The 15,776-nt window shown below is 67.5% G+C and carries 15 protein-coding genes; 9 read left to right on the top strand and 6 right to left on the bottom strand.

The features are described from left to right. Positions 1-25 precede the first annotated feature (25 nt). The gene (gad, locus tag AC1DDH_RS02870; protein WP_476855571.1) at positions 26-1,405 is read left to right on the top strand and encodes a glutamate decarboxylase; all 1,380 of its coding nucleotides are present in this window, start codon (positions 26-28) and stop codon (positions 1,403-1,405) included. Between the two features lie 41 nt (positions 1,406-1,446). Here the strand turns inward: gad and AC1DDH_RS02865 are convergent, their stop codons facing one another. After that, positions 1,447-2,328, bottom strand: coding sequence for a helix-turn-helix transcriptional regulator (locus AC1DDH_RS02865; RefSeq protein ID WP_476850185.1), 882 nt, complete (start codon positions 2,326-2,328; stop codon positions 1,447-1,449). A gap of 297 nt (positions 2,329-2,625) precedes the next feature. Here AC1DDH_RS02865 and AC1DDH_RS02860 point away from each other — a divergent pair, with 297 nt between their 5' ends. From AC1DDH_RS02860 to AC1DDH_RS02845, 4 genes are all read left to right on the top strand, one after another. Next, positions 2,626-3,507, top strand: a complete 882-nt coding sequence (locus AC1DDH_RS02860; RefSeq protein WP_476954805.1) for an aldo/keto reductase — start codon at positions 2,626-2,628, stop codon at positions 3,505-3,507. Between the two features lie 18 nt (positions 3,508-3,525). Then, positions 3,526-4,554 carry an aldo/keto reductase gene (locus AC1DDH_RS02855; RefSeq protein WP_476947120.1) on the top strand — a complete coding sequence of 343 codons (1,029 nt, stop codon included), beginning with the start codon at positions 3,526-3,528 and terminating at the stop codon, positions 4,552-4,554. A 72-nt stretch (positions 4,555-4,626) separates the two neighbouring features. Next, entirely contained in the window at positions 4,627-4,959 is a 333-nt protein-coding gene (locus tag AC1DDH_RS02850) for a carboxymuconolactone decarboxylase family protein (protein WP_476850188.1), read from the top strand. An 8-nt stretch (positions 4,960-4,967) separates the two neighbouring features. Continuing rightward, positions 4,968-5,369: a (R)-mandelonitrile lyase gene (locus tag AC1DDH_RS02845; RefSeq protein WP_476870370.1), complete on the top strand. Its 402-nt coding sequence runs from the start codon at positions 4,968-4,970 to the stop codon at positions 5,367-5,369. A 182-nt stretch (positions 5,370-5,551) separates the two neighbouring features. On the opposite strand, the gene AC1DDH_RS02840 is transcribed toward AC1DDH_RS02845, so the two are convergent. Beyond that, positions 5,552-5,959 (bottom strand): VOC family protein, encoded by a 408-nt coding sequence (locus AC1DDH_RS02840; protein ID WP_476855566.1) that lies wholly within the window; start codon positions 5,957-5,959, stop codon positions 5,552-5,554. A gap of 189 nt (positions 5,960-6,148) precedes the next feature. Next, the gene (gene paaZ, locus AC1DDH_RS02835; RefSeq protein WP_476954804.1) at positions 6,149-8,251 is read right to left on the bottom strand and encodes a phenylacetic acid degradation bifunctional protein PaaZ; all 2,103 of its coding nucleotides are present in this window, start codon (positions 8,249-8,251) and stop codon (positions 6,149-6,151) included. Between the two features lie 165 nt (positions 8,252-8,416). On the opposite strand from paaZ, the gene AC1DDH_RS02830 reads away from it, so the two are divergent. Together AC1DDH_RS02830 and AC1DDH_RS02825 are read left to right on the top strand one after the other, a co-directional pair. Then, positions 8,417-8,833, top strand: coding sequence for a PaaI family thioesterase (locus AC1DDH_RS02830; protein ID WP_476859296.1), 417 nt, complete (start codon positions 8,417-8,419; stop codon positions 8,831-8,833). A gap of 234 nt (positions 8,834-9,067) precedes the next feature. After that, positions 9,068-10,357, top strand: coding sequence for a globin domain-containing protein (locus AC1DDH_RS02825; RefSeq protein WP_476954803.1), 1,290 nt, complete (start codon positions 9,068-9,070; stop codon positions 10,355-10,357). Positions 10,358-10,466: 109 nt separating this feature from the next. On the opposite strand, the gene AC1DDH_RS02820 is transcribed toward AC1DDH_RS02825, so the two are convergent. Then, positions 10,467-13,010 carry a hypothetical protein gene (locus tag AC1DDH_RS02820; RefSeq protein WP_476954802.1) on the bottom strand — a complete coding sequence of 848 codons (2,544 nt, stop codon included), beginning with the start codon at positions 13,008-13,010 and terminating at the stop codon, positions 10,467-10,469. On the opposite strand from AC1DDH_RS02820, the gene AC1DDH_RS02815 reads away from it, so the two are divergent. Then, on the top strand, positions 13,009-13,386 hold the full coding sequence (locus AC1DDH_RS02815; RefSeq protein ID WP_476954801.1) for a hypothetical protein: 378 nt from the start codon (positions 13,009-13,011) through the stop codon (positions 13,384-13,386). The two genes, AC1DDH_RS02820 and AC1DDH_RS02815, sit on opposite strands and share 2 nt — an antisense overlap. A gap of 11 nt (positions 13,387-13,397) precedes the next feature. Here the strand turns inward: AC1DDH_RS02815 and AC1DDH_RS02810 are convergent, their stop codons facing one another. Then, complete coding sequence (locus AC1DDH_RS02810; RefSeq protein ID WP_476954800.1) at positions 13,398-14,135, bottom strand: tyrosine-protein phosphatase; 738 nt, start codon at positions 14,133-14,135, stop codon at positions 13,398-13,400. Between the two features lie 153 nt (positions 14,136-14,288). Between AC1DDH_RS02810 and AC1DDH_RS02805 the strand changes: the two genes are divergently transcribed. Beyond that, positions 14,289-15,125, top strand: coding sequence for an SGNH/GDSL hydrolase family protein (locus AC1DDH_RS02805; protein WP_476954799.1), 837 nt, complete (start codon positions 14,289-14,291; stop codon positions 15,123-15,125). Here AC1DDH_RS02805 and AC1DDH_RS02800 read toward each other — a convergent pair. Further along, positions 15,122-15,745, bottom strand: coding sequence for a GNAT family N-acetyltransferase (locus AC1DDH_RS02800; RefSeq protein WP_476872906.1), 624 nt, complete (start codon positions 15,743-15,745; stop codon positions 15,122-15,124). The two genes, AC1DDH_RS02805 and AC1DDH_RS02800, sit on opposite strands and share 4 nt — an antisense overlap. Positions 15,746-15,776: the final 31 nt, after the last annotated feature.

The raw sequence follows: 15,776 nt of genomic DNA, 5'->3' as shown, positions 1-15,776 counted from the left end.
TTCAACAGCCTCTTTAGGAGAAGTGATGTCAATAAATTCCCAGCCGGCGGACGCCGACGTGGCACTGTTCGGCAACCGATTTGTCACCCAGGAGGTTCCGAGCCGGGAGTTCCCGGAGACCGGCATTCCTGCTGAGGACGCTTTGCGGCTGGTGTCGGAGGACCTGGCGCTGGAGGGTGATCCGGCCCGCAACCTGGCGACCTTCGTAACGACATGGATGGAGCCGCAGGCCCAGCAGATCATCGCAGCGAACCTGCACCGCAATTTCATCGACCACGCCGAATATCCCCGCACGGCCGAAATCGAGCAGCGCTGCATTCGGATGCTCGCAGACCTTTTCCACGCTCCCGGCGAGACGACGGGCGCCCGGACCCAGGGATCCTCCGAGGCGATCATGCTCGGCGGCCTGTCCCTGAAGTGGAACTGGCGCAAACGCCGCGAGGCCGCCGGCGCATCGACGTCGAGCCCTAACCTGGTGTTCGGCGGCGACGTGCATGTTGTGTGGGAGAAGTTCTGCCGCTACTTCGACGTCGAGCCGCGGATCGTGCCCCTGCAGCCGGGGAAGTACACGATCGGCCCGGAGGACGTGCAGGCCCATATCGATGAGAACACCATCGGCGTCGCAGCCGTGCTGGGCACTACGTTCACCGGGCACAAAGACGACATCGTCGGCATCAACGACCTGCTGGTCCGGATCAAGGGTGAGCGGGGCCTTGATGTGCCGCTGCACGTGGACGGGGCCAGTGGGGGGTTTGTCTGGCCCTTCCTGTACCCGGACTCCGAGTGGGACTTCCGGCTCGAGCAGGTCCGCTCGATCAATGTCTCCGGGCACAAGTTCGGACTGGTCTATCCCGGCATCGGCTGGCTGATCTTCCGGGAGAAGGCCGACCTGGCCAAGGACCTTGTTTTTGAGGAGAACTACCTCGGCAAGACCGACTCGACGTTCACCCTGAACTTCTCCACCGGCTCGTCGATGGTTCTCGCCCAGTACTACAACTTCGTGCGCTATGGCCGCGCCGGCTACACCTACATCATGCAGAACATGCAGACCAACGCCCGCGCCCTCGCCGAGAAGTTGGAGGCCATGGGCCGGTTCGAGATCATCGGCCCCGACGAGGAGCAGCTTCCCCTGGTTGCGTTCCGGCTCGCCGGCGACCCCGGTTACGACGAGTTCGACATTGCCTGGCAGCTCTCGGCCGAACGCGGCTGGATGGTGCCGGCCTACACACTGCCGCCGAACGCCCAGGACGTGACGATCATGCGTGCGCTGGTCAAGGAAACGATGAGCCGCGAGCACGTCGACACGCTCGCCCGGGATATCGAGGAGGCGTGCTCAACACTGGCGAAGAAGGGCGGCGCGCACGAATCCGAACGAAAGAAGATCGTCACCGGACCCGGGCATTGACCTGGTGGCCCCCACAATGAGCACGGTGGAGGAACGGTCGGTCATTCCTTCTCCCTGACTGCGGCCGCTGCCGTTTCGCGCTGGGTGGCGGCCCAGCTGGCGAGGACTTTCAGGGCGTCCTCGGAGGGTGTCCCGGGATCTGCCGTGTAGACGTTGATGCGCAATCCTGGGTCCGCGGGCAGTTCCAGTGCCTCGAAGCTCAGGTCCAGGTCCCCCACGATCGGGTGGTGGAGCCGTTTGCGGCCGGTGCGGTGGTACTTCACGTCGTGCCTCGCCCACCGGGTGCGGAACTCCTCGCTGCGGGTCGAAAGCTCTCCGATCAGGTCCGTGAGGTCCCTGTCGTAGGGGTTTTTCCCGGCGGTGGACCTCAGGACCGCGACGATGTCGTCCGCGCTGCGTTCCCAATCGGCGAAGAACTCCCGCGCTTTCGGGTTCAGGAAGGTGAACCGTGCACTGTTCGGCGGAGTCACCTGCTCAGCCATCATGTCCAGGTAGAGTGCACGGCCGAGTTCGTTGGCGGCAAGGACATCCCCGCGGTCGTTGCGGACCCAGGCCGGCGCCGTCGTGATCGCATCAATGACGCGTTGCACGCTCGGCCGCACCGTCTGCGGGCTGCGCTTTCGCCGCACCCGGGGAGCGGCCGTGGCCGCGCGGGCCAGGTCAAAAAGGTGGGCCGTCTCGGCGTCGTCAAGCTTCAGTGCACGGCAGAGGGCTTCAAGGACGCTGTCCGAGGCGCCGGAGAGGTTTCCGCGCTCAAGGCGTATGTAGTAATCGATGCTCATCCCGGCGAGCATCGCGACTTCCTCGCGGCGCAGCCCGGTAACGCGGCGGTTTCCGCCGTAGACCGGGAGGCCGGCCTCCTCCGGCGTGATCCTGGCACGGCGGGAGGTCAGGAACTTCCGCACGTCGTCGCTGTGTGTCATGGCCTCCACGCTACCCGCGGCCAATGCGACGAGGGAGGCACTGGCATTACCCGGAACGACCGTGACTCCCCGCCATTGGGAAATCACGGTTCCATGGAAAACATGAATCCTGCACCCGCAACTACTGCCCACCCGGCGGCGATCCTGGCGATCATCCTCGCCAGCTACCTGACACCGCTCGGGGCCGCACCCGCACCCCTGGCCGAGGCCGCCCGCTGACCTGTCTACATCCGAAAAGGGGGTACTCACGTGCCCTCCCACAATCCCGCACACCTGAATACCGTGAAAGGCATGCACATGGAACTTACTCTCAATAACGGCGTCACGATGCCCGCCCTCGGACTGGGCGTCTTCCAAAGCCCGCCGGAGCAAACGACGGCGGCCGTCGAAGCGGCGCTGGCGGCCGGCTACCGGCACATCGACACTGCCGCGGCGTACGGCAACGAGCGGGAGGTCGGTGAGGGCATCCTCAACTCGGGCCTGGACCGTTCCGACGTGTTCATCGAGACCAAAGTCTGGGTCAGTGACTACGGCTACGACCAGACGCTGCACGCCTGGGAAAAGGCGACAGGCAAGCTCGGCGTCGACTACCTGGACCTGTTCATCCTGCATCAGCCCGCCCCCGACCGCTTCGAAAGAACCGTCGGCGCGTACAAGGCCCTGGAGACCCTGCTTGCTGACGGGCGCGTCCGGGCGATCGGTGTCAGCAACTTCATGCCGCACCACCTGGAGCAACTGCTGGCGGCCACAGACGTCGTCCCGGCGGTGAACCAGATTGAGCTGCACCCGTACTTCGCCCAGCCGGCCGTCCAGGCAACGGACACCGAACACGGCATCCTTACCCAGGCGTGGTCACCGATCGGCGGCATCACTTTTTACCCCGGATGGGGCGAGAAGCGCAGGAACGTGATGGAAGACCCGACGATCGCCGGCATCGGACAAACACACGGAAAGAGCCCCGCCCAGGTCGTGATCCGCTGGCACCTGCAGCAGGGCCGCTCAGCCATCCCGAAGTCGACCAACCCCGCACGCATCGCCGGGAACTTCGACGTCTTCGACTTCGAACTCGGCGCCGACGAACTCGCCGCCATCGACGCCCTCGACACCGGCGTTCGCAACGGACCGGACCCCGACGAGGCCCGCGAAGAGCGTTTCGCCATGGTCATCCCCGAAGCCTGAGACAGAGAGAAGCCACCCATGAAATATCGCCCCCTTGGCCGCACAGGCGTGCAGGTCAGTCCCCTCTGCCTCGGCGCGATGATGTTCGGCCCCTGGGGCAACAACGACACCGCGGACTCCATTCGAATCATCCACCGCGCCCTCGACGCGGGCATCAACTTCATCGACACCGCCGATGTCTACTCCGGCGGGGCATCCGAGGAAATCGTCGGGCAGGCACTGGAGGGCCGGCGTGAGGACGTGTTCCTCGCCACGAAGTTCTTCATGCCCATGAGCGAAGACGATCCCAACCAGCGGGGTGGATCCCGCCGCTGGATCATGCGGGCGGTGGAAGACTCCCTACGCCGCTTGAACACCGACTACATCGACCTCTACCAGGTGCACCGGCCCAGCCCGGATACCGACGTCGAGGAGACTCTCGGCGCCCTCACTGATCTGGTCCGCCAGGGGAAGGTGCGGTACATCGGCTCCTCGTCGTATTCCGGGTCGCAGATCGTGGAAGCCCAGTGGGCATCCCGGGAACGCAACCTGGAGCGGTTTGTCACCGAGCAGCCGCCGTACTCGATCCTGGTCCGCGGCATCGAGGAGGACCTCCTTCCCACGGTGCAGCGCCACGGCATGGGAACCCTCACCTACAGCCCGCTCAGCGGCGGCTGGCTCTCCGGGCGCTGGCGTAAAAACGCAGCCTCCGTGCCCACCTCAACCGCGCGTCCGAACGCCCGGTTCGACATGACGAGCCCGGCCAACCAGCGCAAGCTCGACATCGTCGAAGAACTCGCCCAGCTGGCCGAACAAGCCGGATTGACGCTCATCGAACTGGCCATCGCCTTCGCGATCAACCACCCCGGCGTCACAGCCGCCATCGTCGGACCCCGCACCATGGAACAGCTCGAGTCCTACCTGCCCGCCGCGGACATCACCTTGGCCAGCGACGTGCTGAACCGCATCGACCAGCTCGTCGCACCCGGCGTTACCGTCAACCCCGACGACAACAGCTACGGCACCAACGAACTCACGCCCCTGGCGCGGCGACGGAAGCAACTGTGACCGCCGAGGCGCCTGAAGCCCTGCATGAAGCTCTGTGCAGCAGTTCGAGCTTCCACTGAAAGAAGGAACATCATGACTGACCAACCCCAACAGATCGGCGGCGGCCGGAACATGTTCGGAGACTTCGCCCCGAAGCTCGCCGAGCTCACCGACGACGTCCTGTTCGCGGACGTCTGGAACCGCCCGGAGCTTCCGGCCCGTGACCGCAGCCTTATCACCGTCGCCGTTCTCACCGCCGGCGGCAACACCGAACAGCTCGGCTTCCACCTTGGTCGCGCCATTGAGAACGGCGTCACCCGGGAAGAACTCATCGAAGCCATCACCCATGTCACGCTCTACGCAGGCTGGCCCAAGGGCATGGCCGCCATGGGCGTCGCCAAGCGGCTCTTCACCGAGAGCAAGTAAGGATCACCATGAACATCGAACCCACTGTCCCCACTGCGAAGAACCCGCCGGCCCGGTTCGCCGGCGACGTCTGGCTCGATCCGATCGCGCTCCCGCACGAGCCGGATCAGACGATGGTGGTCGCGACCGTCCGTTTCGCGCCCGGAGCCCGCACCGCCTGGCACTCCCACGAACACGGCCAGTACCTCCGCGTCACCCAGGGAGTTGGCCGGTTCGGAACCCGGGACGGGAAGATCGTCGAAGTCCACCCCGGCCAGACGCTCTACACGCCGCCCGGCGAGGAGCACTGGCACGCGGCCGCCCCTGGCTGCTTCATGGAACATATCGCGATGCTCCAGAACGGCGAGGACGCAGCGACGACCACCACGTGGGGCGAGCACATCACCGACGACGAGTACAACGGAAGCTGACCAGCCCGCGAACCAATTGCAGGGACGCAGCTGAGGACATTCCCTCTCGTGAACCTGGGCCTGGACCTGGGCCTGGGCCTGGGCGCCACCGGAAGGCGGCGAGGCTCCCTGGATGGCCGCGGGCAACAGAAAAGGGCGCCCCGCTGAGCCGGAGCGCCCGAAAACCCGCCGTTGCCAGCCGTTTAGAGCTGGTAATCAGCTGCCGTGGTGATGTTCTCGTGCACGCACAGAATATTGTGCTCGGAGTCCATGAACCAGGCGCACTTCTCTGAATCAGTTGTACAAATATGGTTCTCGGTCTTGAGGTCCGGGCGATCGTAGTCCTGGAACATGACGCCCTTGGCTTCCATTTCCTGGACCGTGCGCTCGATCTCGCTGACTTCGAAGCTCAGGGTGGTGTGCTCTGAATGCATTCCATCCTTGACTGGCATCAGCTGCAGCATTGGGCCGCCTTCTGAGCCGAACAATTCGCTTCCGTCATCTGCCACGCCACGGTGCGGGAGCCCCAAAGTGTCCGCGTAGAAATGCCGGGCACGCGCTGCATCATCAACTGGCAGGACTGTTGTGGCTTTATTGAGTACTAGGGTCATTTCGCCACCTCCTACGAGCAAGATTTTACGCCGGAGCGGGATGGAAAGAGCCCGCCAATTGCTCCCTGCACGGCGAAGCCCGCCCCTGTCCCTCCCCGGTTGCCCTATCACTTGTGGCGGTCATTTCGACCTTTTGGCAGCCACAAGTGATAGCGCAACGGGAGGTAAGGCGGGAGTGAGCGGGACGGGCTACTTCTCTACGAGGGTCAGGACGTCGTAGGTCGCGACGATTTCGTCGTTCTGGTTGGTCAGGACGGCGTCCCAGGCCACCTCGCCGTACTCGTCGGTCTCGCGCGGGGTGATCTTCTTGGCCGTCAGGGTCACGCGGATGGAATCGCCCGCGGCCACGGGGGTGATGAACCGCAGGTTCTCCAGGCCGTAGTTGGCCAGGACCGGTCCCGGTGCGGGCTCCACGAACAGGCCGGCTGCCCAGCTGAGCAGGAGGTAGCCGTGCGCCACGATGCCCGGGAAGAAGGGATTGGCCGCGGCGGCTTCCTGGTTGGTGTGGGCGTAGAAGGTGTCGCCGGTGGAGTTCGCGAACTTGGTGATTTCCTCCAGCGAGACCTCGCGCAGCTCCGAGCGGATGGCGTCGCCGATGTGCAGGGTGGCGAGGGATTTCCGGAACGGGTGCTGGCCCTCGGTCTCGAGCGTGAAGTTGCGGTCCGCTCCGGTGTGCCAGAGCCCTGTGACGGCGGTGAGCATGTTCGGCGAGCCCTGGATGGCGGTGCGCTGCATGTGGTGCATCACCGAGCGGATGCCGCCGAGCTCTTCGCCGCCGCCGGCGCGGCCGGGACCGCCGTGGACCAGGTGCGGGACCGGGGAGCCGTGGCCGGTGGAGCTGCGGGCGTCCTCGCGGTTGAGCATGAGCACGCGGCCGTGGTGGGCCGCGATGCCGGTGACCAGCTGCTGGGCCACGGCGGGATCGTTCGTGCAGACCGTGGCGACCAGCGAGCCGCCGCCGCGGGCGGCGAGGCGGACGGCGTCGGCCAGGTCGGTGTAGCCGATCACCGAGGACACCGGGCCGAAGGCCTCCAGCGAGTGGACCTCCTCGGCTTCCGGGTTGGCCCAGCTCAGCAGGACCGGGGACATGAAGGCGCCGCCGTCGACGACGCCGATGCTGCCGTCCGCGCTGGTGACCTTGGGCGCGTCGAGCGTGCCGTAGGCGAGCTCCCCGCCGGCGTCGAGCATGGACTGTACGGCGGCGCGCACGTCGGCGAGCTGCTCAAGGGAGGCCAGGGCGCCCATGGTGACGCCCTCGGCGCGGGGATCACCGAGCACGACGCGTTCGCGGATGCGGTCCCCCACGGCGGCGGTGACGTCGGCGACGAGTTCCTGCGGCACGATCGCGCGGCGGATCGAGGTGCATTTCTGGCCGGCCTTGGCGGTCATCTCGGTGACGAGGGACTTGATGAAGGCGTCGAATTCCGGTGTGCCCTTGACCGCATCCGGGCCCAGGATCGCGGCATTCAGGGAGTCGGTCTCGGACGTGAAGCGGACCCCGCCCTTGACCACATTGGGGTGCGACTTGAGCGTGTTGGCGGTCGACGCGGAGCCGGTGAAGGCCACGAGGTCGCGGTAGTCCAGGTGGTCCAGCAGCGTACGGACCGAGCCGGAAATCAGCTGTAGCGAGCCGGTGGGCAGGATGCCGGATTCGTCGATCGCCTTGACCACGGCGGCGGCCACGTACCCGGTGGGGGTGGCGGGCTTGACGATGGTGGGGACGCCGGCGAGGAAGGCCGGGGCAAGCTTTTCCAGCATGCCCCAGACAGGGAAGTTGAAGGCGTTAATCTGCACGGCGACGCCGGGGATGCGGGTGTAGATGTGCTCACCGGCGAACGAGCCGTCGCGGGACAGCACCTCCATGGGGCCATCCACCACCACCTGGGAGTTGGGCAGCTCCCGGCGGCCCTTGGACCCGAAGGTGAACAGGACGCCGATGCCGCCGTCGATGTCGATCATGGAGTCGATCTTGGTGGCGCCGGTCTGCGCCGAGAGCGCGTAGAACTCCTCGCGGCGGCCATTGAGGTACTGCGCCAGTTCCTTGAGCTTGAGCGCGCGCTGGTGGAAGGTCAGTGTGCCAAGTTCCGCCTGGCCGGTGGTGCGGCCATAATCCACGACGGCGGCGAGGTCGAGCCCCTCGGTGCTCACCTTCGCCAGGAGCTCGCCGGTGCTGGCGTCCAGTACCGGCGCCGCGCCGGCGGCGGCGGCGTCGTCGGGAGTCCACCAGGAACCCCGGATGAAACTGGGAACGATCTCGACAGTGTCTACTGTGGGTGCGGCTGTGGTGGTCATCGTTGACGGGTCCTTCCAACGGGGGAGCAAGATCAACACGGCCGGAACATTACTGACCGTCCGTTCGGTAATATGATCTACAGTACATGAATGAGGCCTGCCGCACACTAGCCGCGGCGGCACCGACCGTCCGGGACCCGGCCGGCCGGCAACAAAGGAGACGCTATGACGCCCGAGACCGGCCGCACCGAGTTGTGGAAAATCACCCTGGGGGAACTCGACGAGAAGATGGGCGTGAAGATCGTCGAGGAGTCCGTGGACCGCGTGGTGGCGACCATGCCGGTGGAGGGCAACCGGCAGTCGTTCGGGCTCCTGCACGGCGGCGCCTCACTGGCCGTGGGCGAGGCCGTGGGGTCCTGGGCCGCCGTCATCCACGCCAGCACCCTGGGCAAGACGGCGGTGGGCGTCGACGTCTCGGCCACGCACCACAAGTCGGCCCGCGAGGGACTGATCACGATCACGGCCACCCCCATCCATCTGGGCGGCACCCTGACCACCCACGAGGTGCTGATCACGAACGAGACCGGCCAGCGAATCTGCACGCTGCGGATCACCAACCTGCTGCTGGACCGCAAGGCCTGACTTCTGCCCCGAACCCTCGGGGTCGCCGGAGACCTGCGGGGTCGCTGTAACGTTCCGGCGACCCGGGAGCTTTCCGGCTAACTCGGGCCCAGGGCGGGAGGCCGTCTACACCGGACCCCACTCCCGATGTAGGGCCGATCGGCCCGGAAGGCGCGGTGCCGCGGCTGTTAGCTTGGAAGTGCTGAGTCGCCCGGCACCGCCGGGTATCACCGGTCTCACCGGAAGGGATCCACCATGCTCTCAGACACCTCACTTCCCGTCATTCAGGCAACGCTGCCCGTAGTCGGCGAGCACATCGAGGAGATCGCCAAGCGCTTCTACAAACATATGTTCGAGGCGCAGCCGGATCTTCTGGACGGGCTCTTCAACCGGGGAAACCAGGCGGACGGCCGCCAGCAGCAGGCGCTCGCCGGATCCATCGCGGCCTTCGCCGGCATGCTCGTGGAGAAACCGGACCAGGTGCCGGACCATCTGCTCTCCCGGGTGGCCCACAAACACGTCTCGCTGGGACTAAGCCCGGACCAGTACCAGATTGTCCACGACCACCTCATGTGGGCGATCGTGGATGTTCTGGGCGATGCCGTCACTCCCGAGGTCGCCGCCGCCTGGGACGAGGTCTACTGGCTGATGGCGAACCTGCTCATCAACAAGGAGCGCGGGCTGTACAACGCAGTGCACCTCTCCCCCGAGACCATTTGGCGGACGTGGCGGGTGGTGCAGCGGATCCAGGAGACCGCCGACGTCGTCTCGTTCGTCGTCGAGCGGACCGACGAGCGGGACGTCAAGCCGTCCCTGCCCGGGCAGTACGTGACCCTCAAGATGACCATGCCCGACGGCGTACAGCAGCCCCGGCAGTACAGCCTGACCAAGGCCGACGACGGGCAGCACCGGCAGTTCGCCGTCAAGAGGGTCCACGGACTTACGACTCCCGACGGCGAGATGTCCAGTCTGCTCCACAATGACGTCCAGGTAGGCGACGAGGTGGTGCTCTCAGCTCCGTTCGGCGACGTTGTGCTGGAGTACACGGACCGGCCCCTGGTCATGGCCAGCGCGGGAATCGGCATCACGCCCATGGCCGGGATGCTCTCCCACCTCGTGCAGTCCGGTTCACGACGCCAGGTGATGCTGCTGCATGCCGATGACAGCGAGGCATCGTTCCCGCTCCGCGCGCAGGTCAGGGAAGATCTCGCGAAACTCGCGGACGGGACCCTGAAGACGTGGTTCTTGGCTCCCGCGGGGACAGCGGGGACAGCGGGGACCGGCGGGGCGGGCGAAACGGGCGGGGCGTCCGCGGTGGCCGAAACCGGCGAGGCGGGCGGTACCGGCGAGGCGGGCGGTTCCGTGTTCTCCGGTTTCATGGACGTCGGCGACGTCGAACTCCCGGACGACGCCGAGTACTACCTCTGCGGTCCCCTGCCGTTCCTGAAGTCGGTTCGGAGCGCCTTGATTGCCGGTGGCGTCCCCGCCAAGGACATTCAGTACGAGGTTTTCGGCCCGGATCTCTGGCTGGCTGACTTCCAGTAACGCGCGGCTCGCTGTCCCGAACGCGCGGATTCGCCCAAAGCTTGCGGGGTCGCCGTAGCCTTACGGCGACCCCGCGGCTTTCCGGCGAGCCCGGGCTTGGAGGCCCCGGCTAACGCACCGCCCGGCGCCGGCCGAACGCCACGAAGGCCGCGCCGAGCAGCAGGACTCCGGCGCCGAGACCCGCTAAGGGCAGGAGCCCGCCGGCGCCCGTGCTCGCCAGCTGGCCTGAGGTGCCCGGCGTGTTGCCTGGCGCCGTGTTGCCTGGTGCCGTGTTGTCCGGTGATGCGCTGCCCGCTGCCGCGCCGCCCACAATGACGGAGGTGTCCGACGGCGGGGCGGGAGCTTGCGCCGGTTTGACCGGTCCGGCGGGAGCCCCGGCAGGGTTGGCGGGCTGTTGCGGGACCGCCGGGTGGCCAGGCGTTGCCGTCTGCACGGATCCCGGTGTCCCGGCGGGCGGCCCGGTCGGAGTGCCCCCGGAAACGGGCGTGGCCTCGACGCTGAACGCCACGGCTGCCGGCGGCGATGCGACGCCGTCAATGGTTTGCGTCACGGTCAAGGTGTGCGCTCCGGCATCCAGTTCCGCGGGGAACGTGACACTCCACCGGGCACTGCCGGCCAAGGTCTGCGCGGTCCCGGGCTCGAGCGCGGCATTGCCCGCTCCGGAACCGGAACCGGCCTGCACGGAGTCCACGGCCACCCCGTCCACAGCCACGGCCACGCCGGCACCTCGAAGGGCTGTGCCGGAGATGGTGGCTGGCAGGGCGTCCTGGCGCAGGTGCTGGCCGTCCCTGAGGTTCGACACCGCCGGAGCCGGCGGAATGACGGTATAGGTGCGGGTCGCCGCGGGACTGTCCATTTCTCCGGGGGCCGTGAGCACTGCCGTGACCGAAATTTTTCCGAAGACCGGCTGATCGGCCACGTTGATGCGCCAGCGGCCGTCTGCGTCGACGAGCCCGGTCCCGGTGAAGTCGCCGGAGAGCCGCACCGTGCCTCCGGCTTCTCCGGTGCCCTCGATGGCTGTGAGTCCCGGGCCCTCCGGCTGGCCGTCCACAGGTGAGGTGATGGCCGGAGCCGCGAGCCGGGAGACGTCGACGGACAGGGCGACTGCGCCGGAGCCGCTGAAGCCGTTCACGGTTTCAGCCGAGAACGTGAAGGGCCCGGCCAACGACGGTGCGGGGAACTGCCAGTTTCCCGACGCATCGACCGGCATTTCCAAGGGCTGGCCGTCCTTCTGGCCGGATGTCTGGCCAGGTTTCTGGTTCAGGACGGTGATGCGGACCTTGGAATTCGGAGCCACCACGGAGGCCGGACCGGCATCGATGTGCCCGGTAATCGGCCCACCGGCTGTGACGGTTCCGTTGGAGGCCGCAGCGAGCGCCGGCTTGGCCAGGAACAGTTGCAGCTGGACACCGCCGGGGACCTGGCCCATGGCATCCTCGAGGCTGGTCGCGATGGCCCGAGTCTGGACGCCCTCGTCGGTACTTTCCGCCCCCGTGTGCAGCCCGACAGCGAAGTTCCCGCTGATCCACGGGCCGCCGGAGTCCCCGCCGCCGGAGGTGACGGACGTCGAGTCGAAGCCGCGCACCGCCCGGAGATCGTTGTCATAGTCCGGCGGCAGTGAATTTGGCCCGGGGATGGCCCAGATGCCGATCGAGTCCACCGTGCCGCACCTCCACCCGGTGGTCCGGCCGGACCGGCACACGGGCTGGCCCTGGAAAGGAGCCACGGTTCCCACGATCTTCACGGACGTCGGCCCCGGATCGGCAGGATTGTCCCAACGGGTGACGGCGGGCAGGAGGTCCAGGCCGCTCCTGATGCCCTGGAGGACGGAGATGTCCGTGCCGACGCTGGCGCCGTCCGTCGCTATCCTGGAATTTCCGGGGCCGCCGAATTGGCTGAACCCGAATGCGCCCAGGATCCCGGCGGCCGCGCCCGAACCTGCACCCCCGGCCGCTGGCGCGCCCCCCGGATTTTCGATCGCGGCCCGCTTCGCGGAGCCGTCACCGGCGCAGTGCCCGGCGGTCAGGACCAGAGGCTCGCCCGCGGGGCTGAAGGCCCCGAACCCGGCCGAACACAGCGTGCGTCCGTCAACGATGTAGCCCTGGCCGCCAAAGTAGTCTTCCTCGGTGGTGATCCGGGATCCTTGTTCCAGCGTCACGTTGGCGTAGCGGGCCACGAATTCGGCCGCGGACATCTTCGGCACCGTGCCCGGGGCTTTCGCCGGCTGCACACCGGCGCCAGCGGCGGGAACAGCGGCGGCGGGAAGGGCGTCGGCAGCCGGAACGGACTGCGCCGTGTTGGTGCCGCCGGTGCGGATGACAAAGTGGCCGTCTGTGTAGGTGACGGCCTGCAGCCCGGCGGCCCCGACCTCGCGGACGTAGGCCTCGAACAGTTGCTGGGTGCTGGAGGCAACCACCTCCGCGGCCGACGGGACAGCGGCGGCGGCCGCGGGGGCGGCAAGCAGGAAGTCAGCCGGGCCGGACTGGTTCAGTTCGGCCACGCGGGCCCGGAGCTCGGCGCCGCTGCCTTCAACCGCGATCTTGCCGCCGGCGAGGCTGATCCCCACATAGCCGGGAAGCGCACGCAGGGAGGGCGCGGCGTCGGCGGCCCGCCGGGCAAGTGCACCGGCGGCGTCGAATTCCGCGAGGGTCATGCCAAGGTCCCGCCGCACGGCCTCGGCGAGGCCGGCATCGCTGATCGGCGTCGCGGACGGCACCGGAGAAGAACCAGCCAAAGGCGCGTCAGCCGGCGACGGCACCGGTACCGGGACCGCCGTCGAGATCGCAGACGCAGCCGGCGCTGGAACCGCCGTCGAGACCGGCACCGGCATCGGGACCGCCGTCGAAACCGGCGTCGCCATCGCCGACGCAGCGGGCGCCGGGTCGTCGGGGACTGGGGCGTTGGCTTCGGCCATCGCCGGGACCGCGGTCAGCGCAAAGGCAGGCACGGTACCGGCAAGCGCAATCGCGAGGGCCGCGGCGGCCCGCACCATCGGCTGGAACTTCGGAGTCTTCACTGGCCTACCCTAACTGCGCCCACCCTATCGGCCGAGCTTTCCGAGGATGGCCGCGAGTTCCGGGGTCGTCACGCCGTGGCGGAAGAGGTAGTCCGCAGTGTTGAGGGACCGGACAAATTGCAGCAGGCTCTGGCCCCGGGATTCCAGCAGGGGCGCCAGCACATTCTCGGGCAGGAAACGCTCGTGGGGATGCGGGACTGCGGCGTGCCGGAGGTGCTCGTTGATGCCCCGCATGGAGCGCTGGTAGCCGCTCACAATGGCCTCTTCGCCGTCACCGGCGAGGTCCTGGAGCATGGCTGCGATCATGCCGCTCCGGTCCCGCCCCGCGGAGCAATGGATGACCACACCGCCTTCCGCGGCGGCCACCGCCTTGAAGACCCGGGACAGCAGGTGCGGGAACAGCCTGGCGTTGTCCGCATAACAGGCGGGGTCGTTCAGGTAAGGCACGCAGAGCTCGCGGAATTCGCGGTTGTCCGGGTCTTCGGTGGGTGCCAGCACGACGTCGAAACCGGCCAGGGCCCCAGCCCGCACCGGCGGATCGGTCTCCCGGCGCCGGATTTCGGCTTCGTTGCGGAGGTCGATGACGGTCCGGATGCCCCGGCGGTGCACCTGCCGCCAGCCGGTCTCGGTGAGCCACTCCCGCCGTCCCATGCGGAACACGTCCCCGGCCACGTGCCACGCGTTGACGGCCCCATCCCACTCCACGGTTCCGGGCACCGCCTGCCCCTTGGCTTGGCCCAGGGGCGCTGCAGGAATCATCATCCAGAAAGCTAAGCACACGCACCGGCGCGATCCGCGGCAGGATTCACAAACGTTATACACAATGGGACCATTGGCATGGTGCGGGGTTTACGCTTCGCAACACGTTTTTCACGGCACGGGCGCTGAACCCAGGGTGCCACTGAGGAGAACACCATGGGACGTCTGAAACTTCGACGCCGGCGGACGGCTCTGGCGGCCGGTCTCGCCGCCCTGGCCATGGCGGCCGGTGTGGCGGCGGTACCGGCGGAGGCGGCGGACAGGACCCGGTACGTCGCGCTCGGAGACTCCTATGCCGCCGGGCTGGGGGCGGGGCCGTACCTGGATGATTGCTACCGCAGCGAGAACAGCTATTCCGAACTCGCTGCCCACACGAAGACCATCAAACTCGTCGCCAACGCGGCCTGCAGCGGCAAGACGACCCAGGACGTCGTCAACACCCAGCTCAGGCGGCTGAGCAGGACCACCGGGCTCGTCACCATCACTGCCGGCGGCAACAACCTCCGGTTTGCGGAAATCCTCGCCTCCTGCGGCGCCGCCATGGTCAATCCCGCTGCGGGTCCGCTGTGCGATGCCGCCAGTGCCTACGCCGAGGGCCAGATCTCCAGCCATCGACTGTCCGGCGACGTGACAGCGATGATCCAGCGCGTGAAGGCTGCCGCCCCCAACGCCAAGGTTGTCGTGACGGGCTACCCCTACCTCTACGATCCTGTCGCGCCCGGCCAGGCTGATTCGATGTCCCGGTTCATCTACAAGGCCACGGTCCTGGCGGACGGCTTGAACGGCTCCATCGCCGCCGCCGCCCGGGCCACCGGAGCGGAGTACGTCGATGTCCGGGCCGCTTTTGCCGGTCACGGCGTGAACTCTGCGGCTCCGTGGATCAATTTCAGCCGTACGGCCCTGGCCAGTCCCGAAAACTTCCACCCGAACGCCCGGGGCTACGAGGCGTACTTCGCATCGCTTAACGGGGCCAAGGCCTACTCGGCACGCTAGCGCCGCTTGGCCAGCCGGGATTCGAGGGCGTTCCGGACCATCGGCCATTCATGTTCCAGGATGGAATACACGACGGTGTCCCGCAGCGCCCCGTCGGCGCTGCGCGTGTGGCTGCGGAGCACGCCGTCCTGTTTGGCCCCCAGCCGCGTGATCGCCTCGCGGGACTGGTGGTTGAGCCAGTGCGTCCGGAACTCGACGGCGGGGCAGCCCAGCGTCTCGAAGGCGTGCCGCAGCAGCAGCAACTTGGAGTCCGGATTGCTGCCGGTGCCATGCACGGACGCCGCGTTCCAGGTGGAGCCGATCTCCACCCGGGGCGTGGCGGCGTCGATGTTCATGTAGGTGGTCATGCCGATCACCCGGCCCGGTCCGCCGGTAGCGGGGTCGAGCAGCCGCGTGGTGAAGGGCAGCATGGCGCCGCTGTCCTGCAGGGCCAGTCGACGCTCAATCTCGGCGGCCATGTGCTGCGGTGTGGGCACGCTGGTGTACCAGAGGTGCCACAGCTCGCCGTCGCGTGCCGCCTCGACAAGGCCGTCATGGTGGTCCTGGCTCAGCGGCTCAAGGACGACGTACTTGCCGGTCAGGGTGATGGGCGCGATCGCGGGGCGGTCCAGGGAGGTCACCGCACCATCCTAGGGGCACGGACGAATGCCG

The sequence above is a fragment of the Arthrobacter sp. 10T425 genome (genome assembly GCF_056393985.1).
This window is presented reverse-complemented; position numbering and strand designations above follow the sequence as displayed.

Excerpts from the sequence above, each read along its gene's own strand:
- gad (WP_476855571.1), top strand. The coding sequence starts at position 26 with ATGTCAATAAATTCCCAGCCGGCGGACGCCGACGTGGCACTGTTCGGC.
- AC1DDH_RS02865 (WP_476850185.1), bottom strand. The coding sequence starts at position 2,328 with ATGACACACAGCGACGACGTGCGGAAGTTCCTGACCTCCCGCCGTGCC.
- AC1DDH_RS02860 (WP_476954805.1), top strand. The coding sequence starts at position 2,626 with ATGGAACTTACTCTCAATAACGGCGTCACGATGCCCGCCCTCGGACTG.
- AC1DDH_RS02855 (WP_476947120.1), top strand. The coding sequence starts at position 3,526 with ATGAAATATCGCCCCCTTGGCCGCACAGGCGTGCAGGTCAGTCCCCTC.
- AC1DDH_RS02850 (WP_476850188.1), top strand. The coding sequence starts at position 4,627 with ATGACTGACCAACCCCAACAGATCGGCGGCGGCCGGAACATGTTCGGA.
- AC1DDH_RS02845 (WP_476870370.1), top strand. The coding sequence starts at position 4,968 with ATGAACATCGAACCCACTGTCCCCACTGCGAAGAACCCGCCGGCCCGG.
- AC1DDH_RS02840 (WP_476855566.1), bottom strand. The coding sequence starts at position 5,959 with ATGACCCTAGTACTCAATAAAGCCACAACAGTCCTGCCAGTTGATGAT.
- paaZ (WP_476954804.1), bottom strand. The coding sequence starts at position 8,251 with ATGACCACCACAGCCGCACCCACAGTAGACACTGTCGAGATCGTTCCC.
- AC1DDH_RS02830 (WP_476859296.1), top strand. The coding sequence starts at position 8,417 with ATGACGCCCGAGACCGGCCGCACCGAGTTGTGGAAAATCACCCTGGGG.
- AC1DDH_RS02825 (WP_476954803.1), top strand. The coding sequence starts at position 9,068 with ATGCTCTCAGACACCTCACTTCCCGTCATTCAGGCAACGCTGCCCGTA.
- AC1DDH_RS02815 (WP_476954801.1), top strand. The coding sequence starts at position 13,009 with ATGCCAAGGTCCCGCCGCACGGCCTCGGCGAGGCCGGCATCGCTGATC.
- AC1DDH_RS02820 (WP_476954802.1), bottom strand. The coding sequence starts at position 13,010 with ATGACCCTCGCGGAATTCGACGCCGCCGGTGCACTTGCCCGGCGGGCC.
- AC1DDH_RS02810 (WP_476954800.1), bottom strand. The coding sequence starts at position 14,135 with ATGATGATTCCTGCAGCGCCCCTGGGCCAAGCCAAGGGGCAGGCGGTG.
- AC1DDH_RS02805 (WP_476954799.1), top strand. The coding sequence starts at position 14,289 with ATGGGACGTCTGAAACTTCGACGCCGGCGGACGGCTCTGGCGGCCGGT.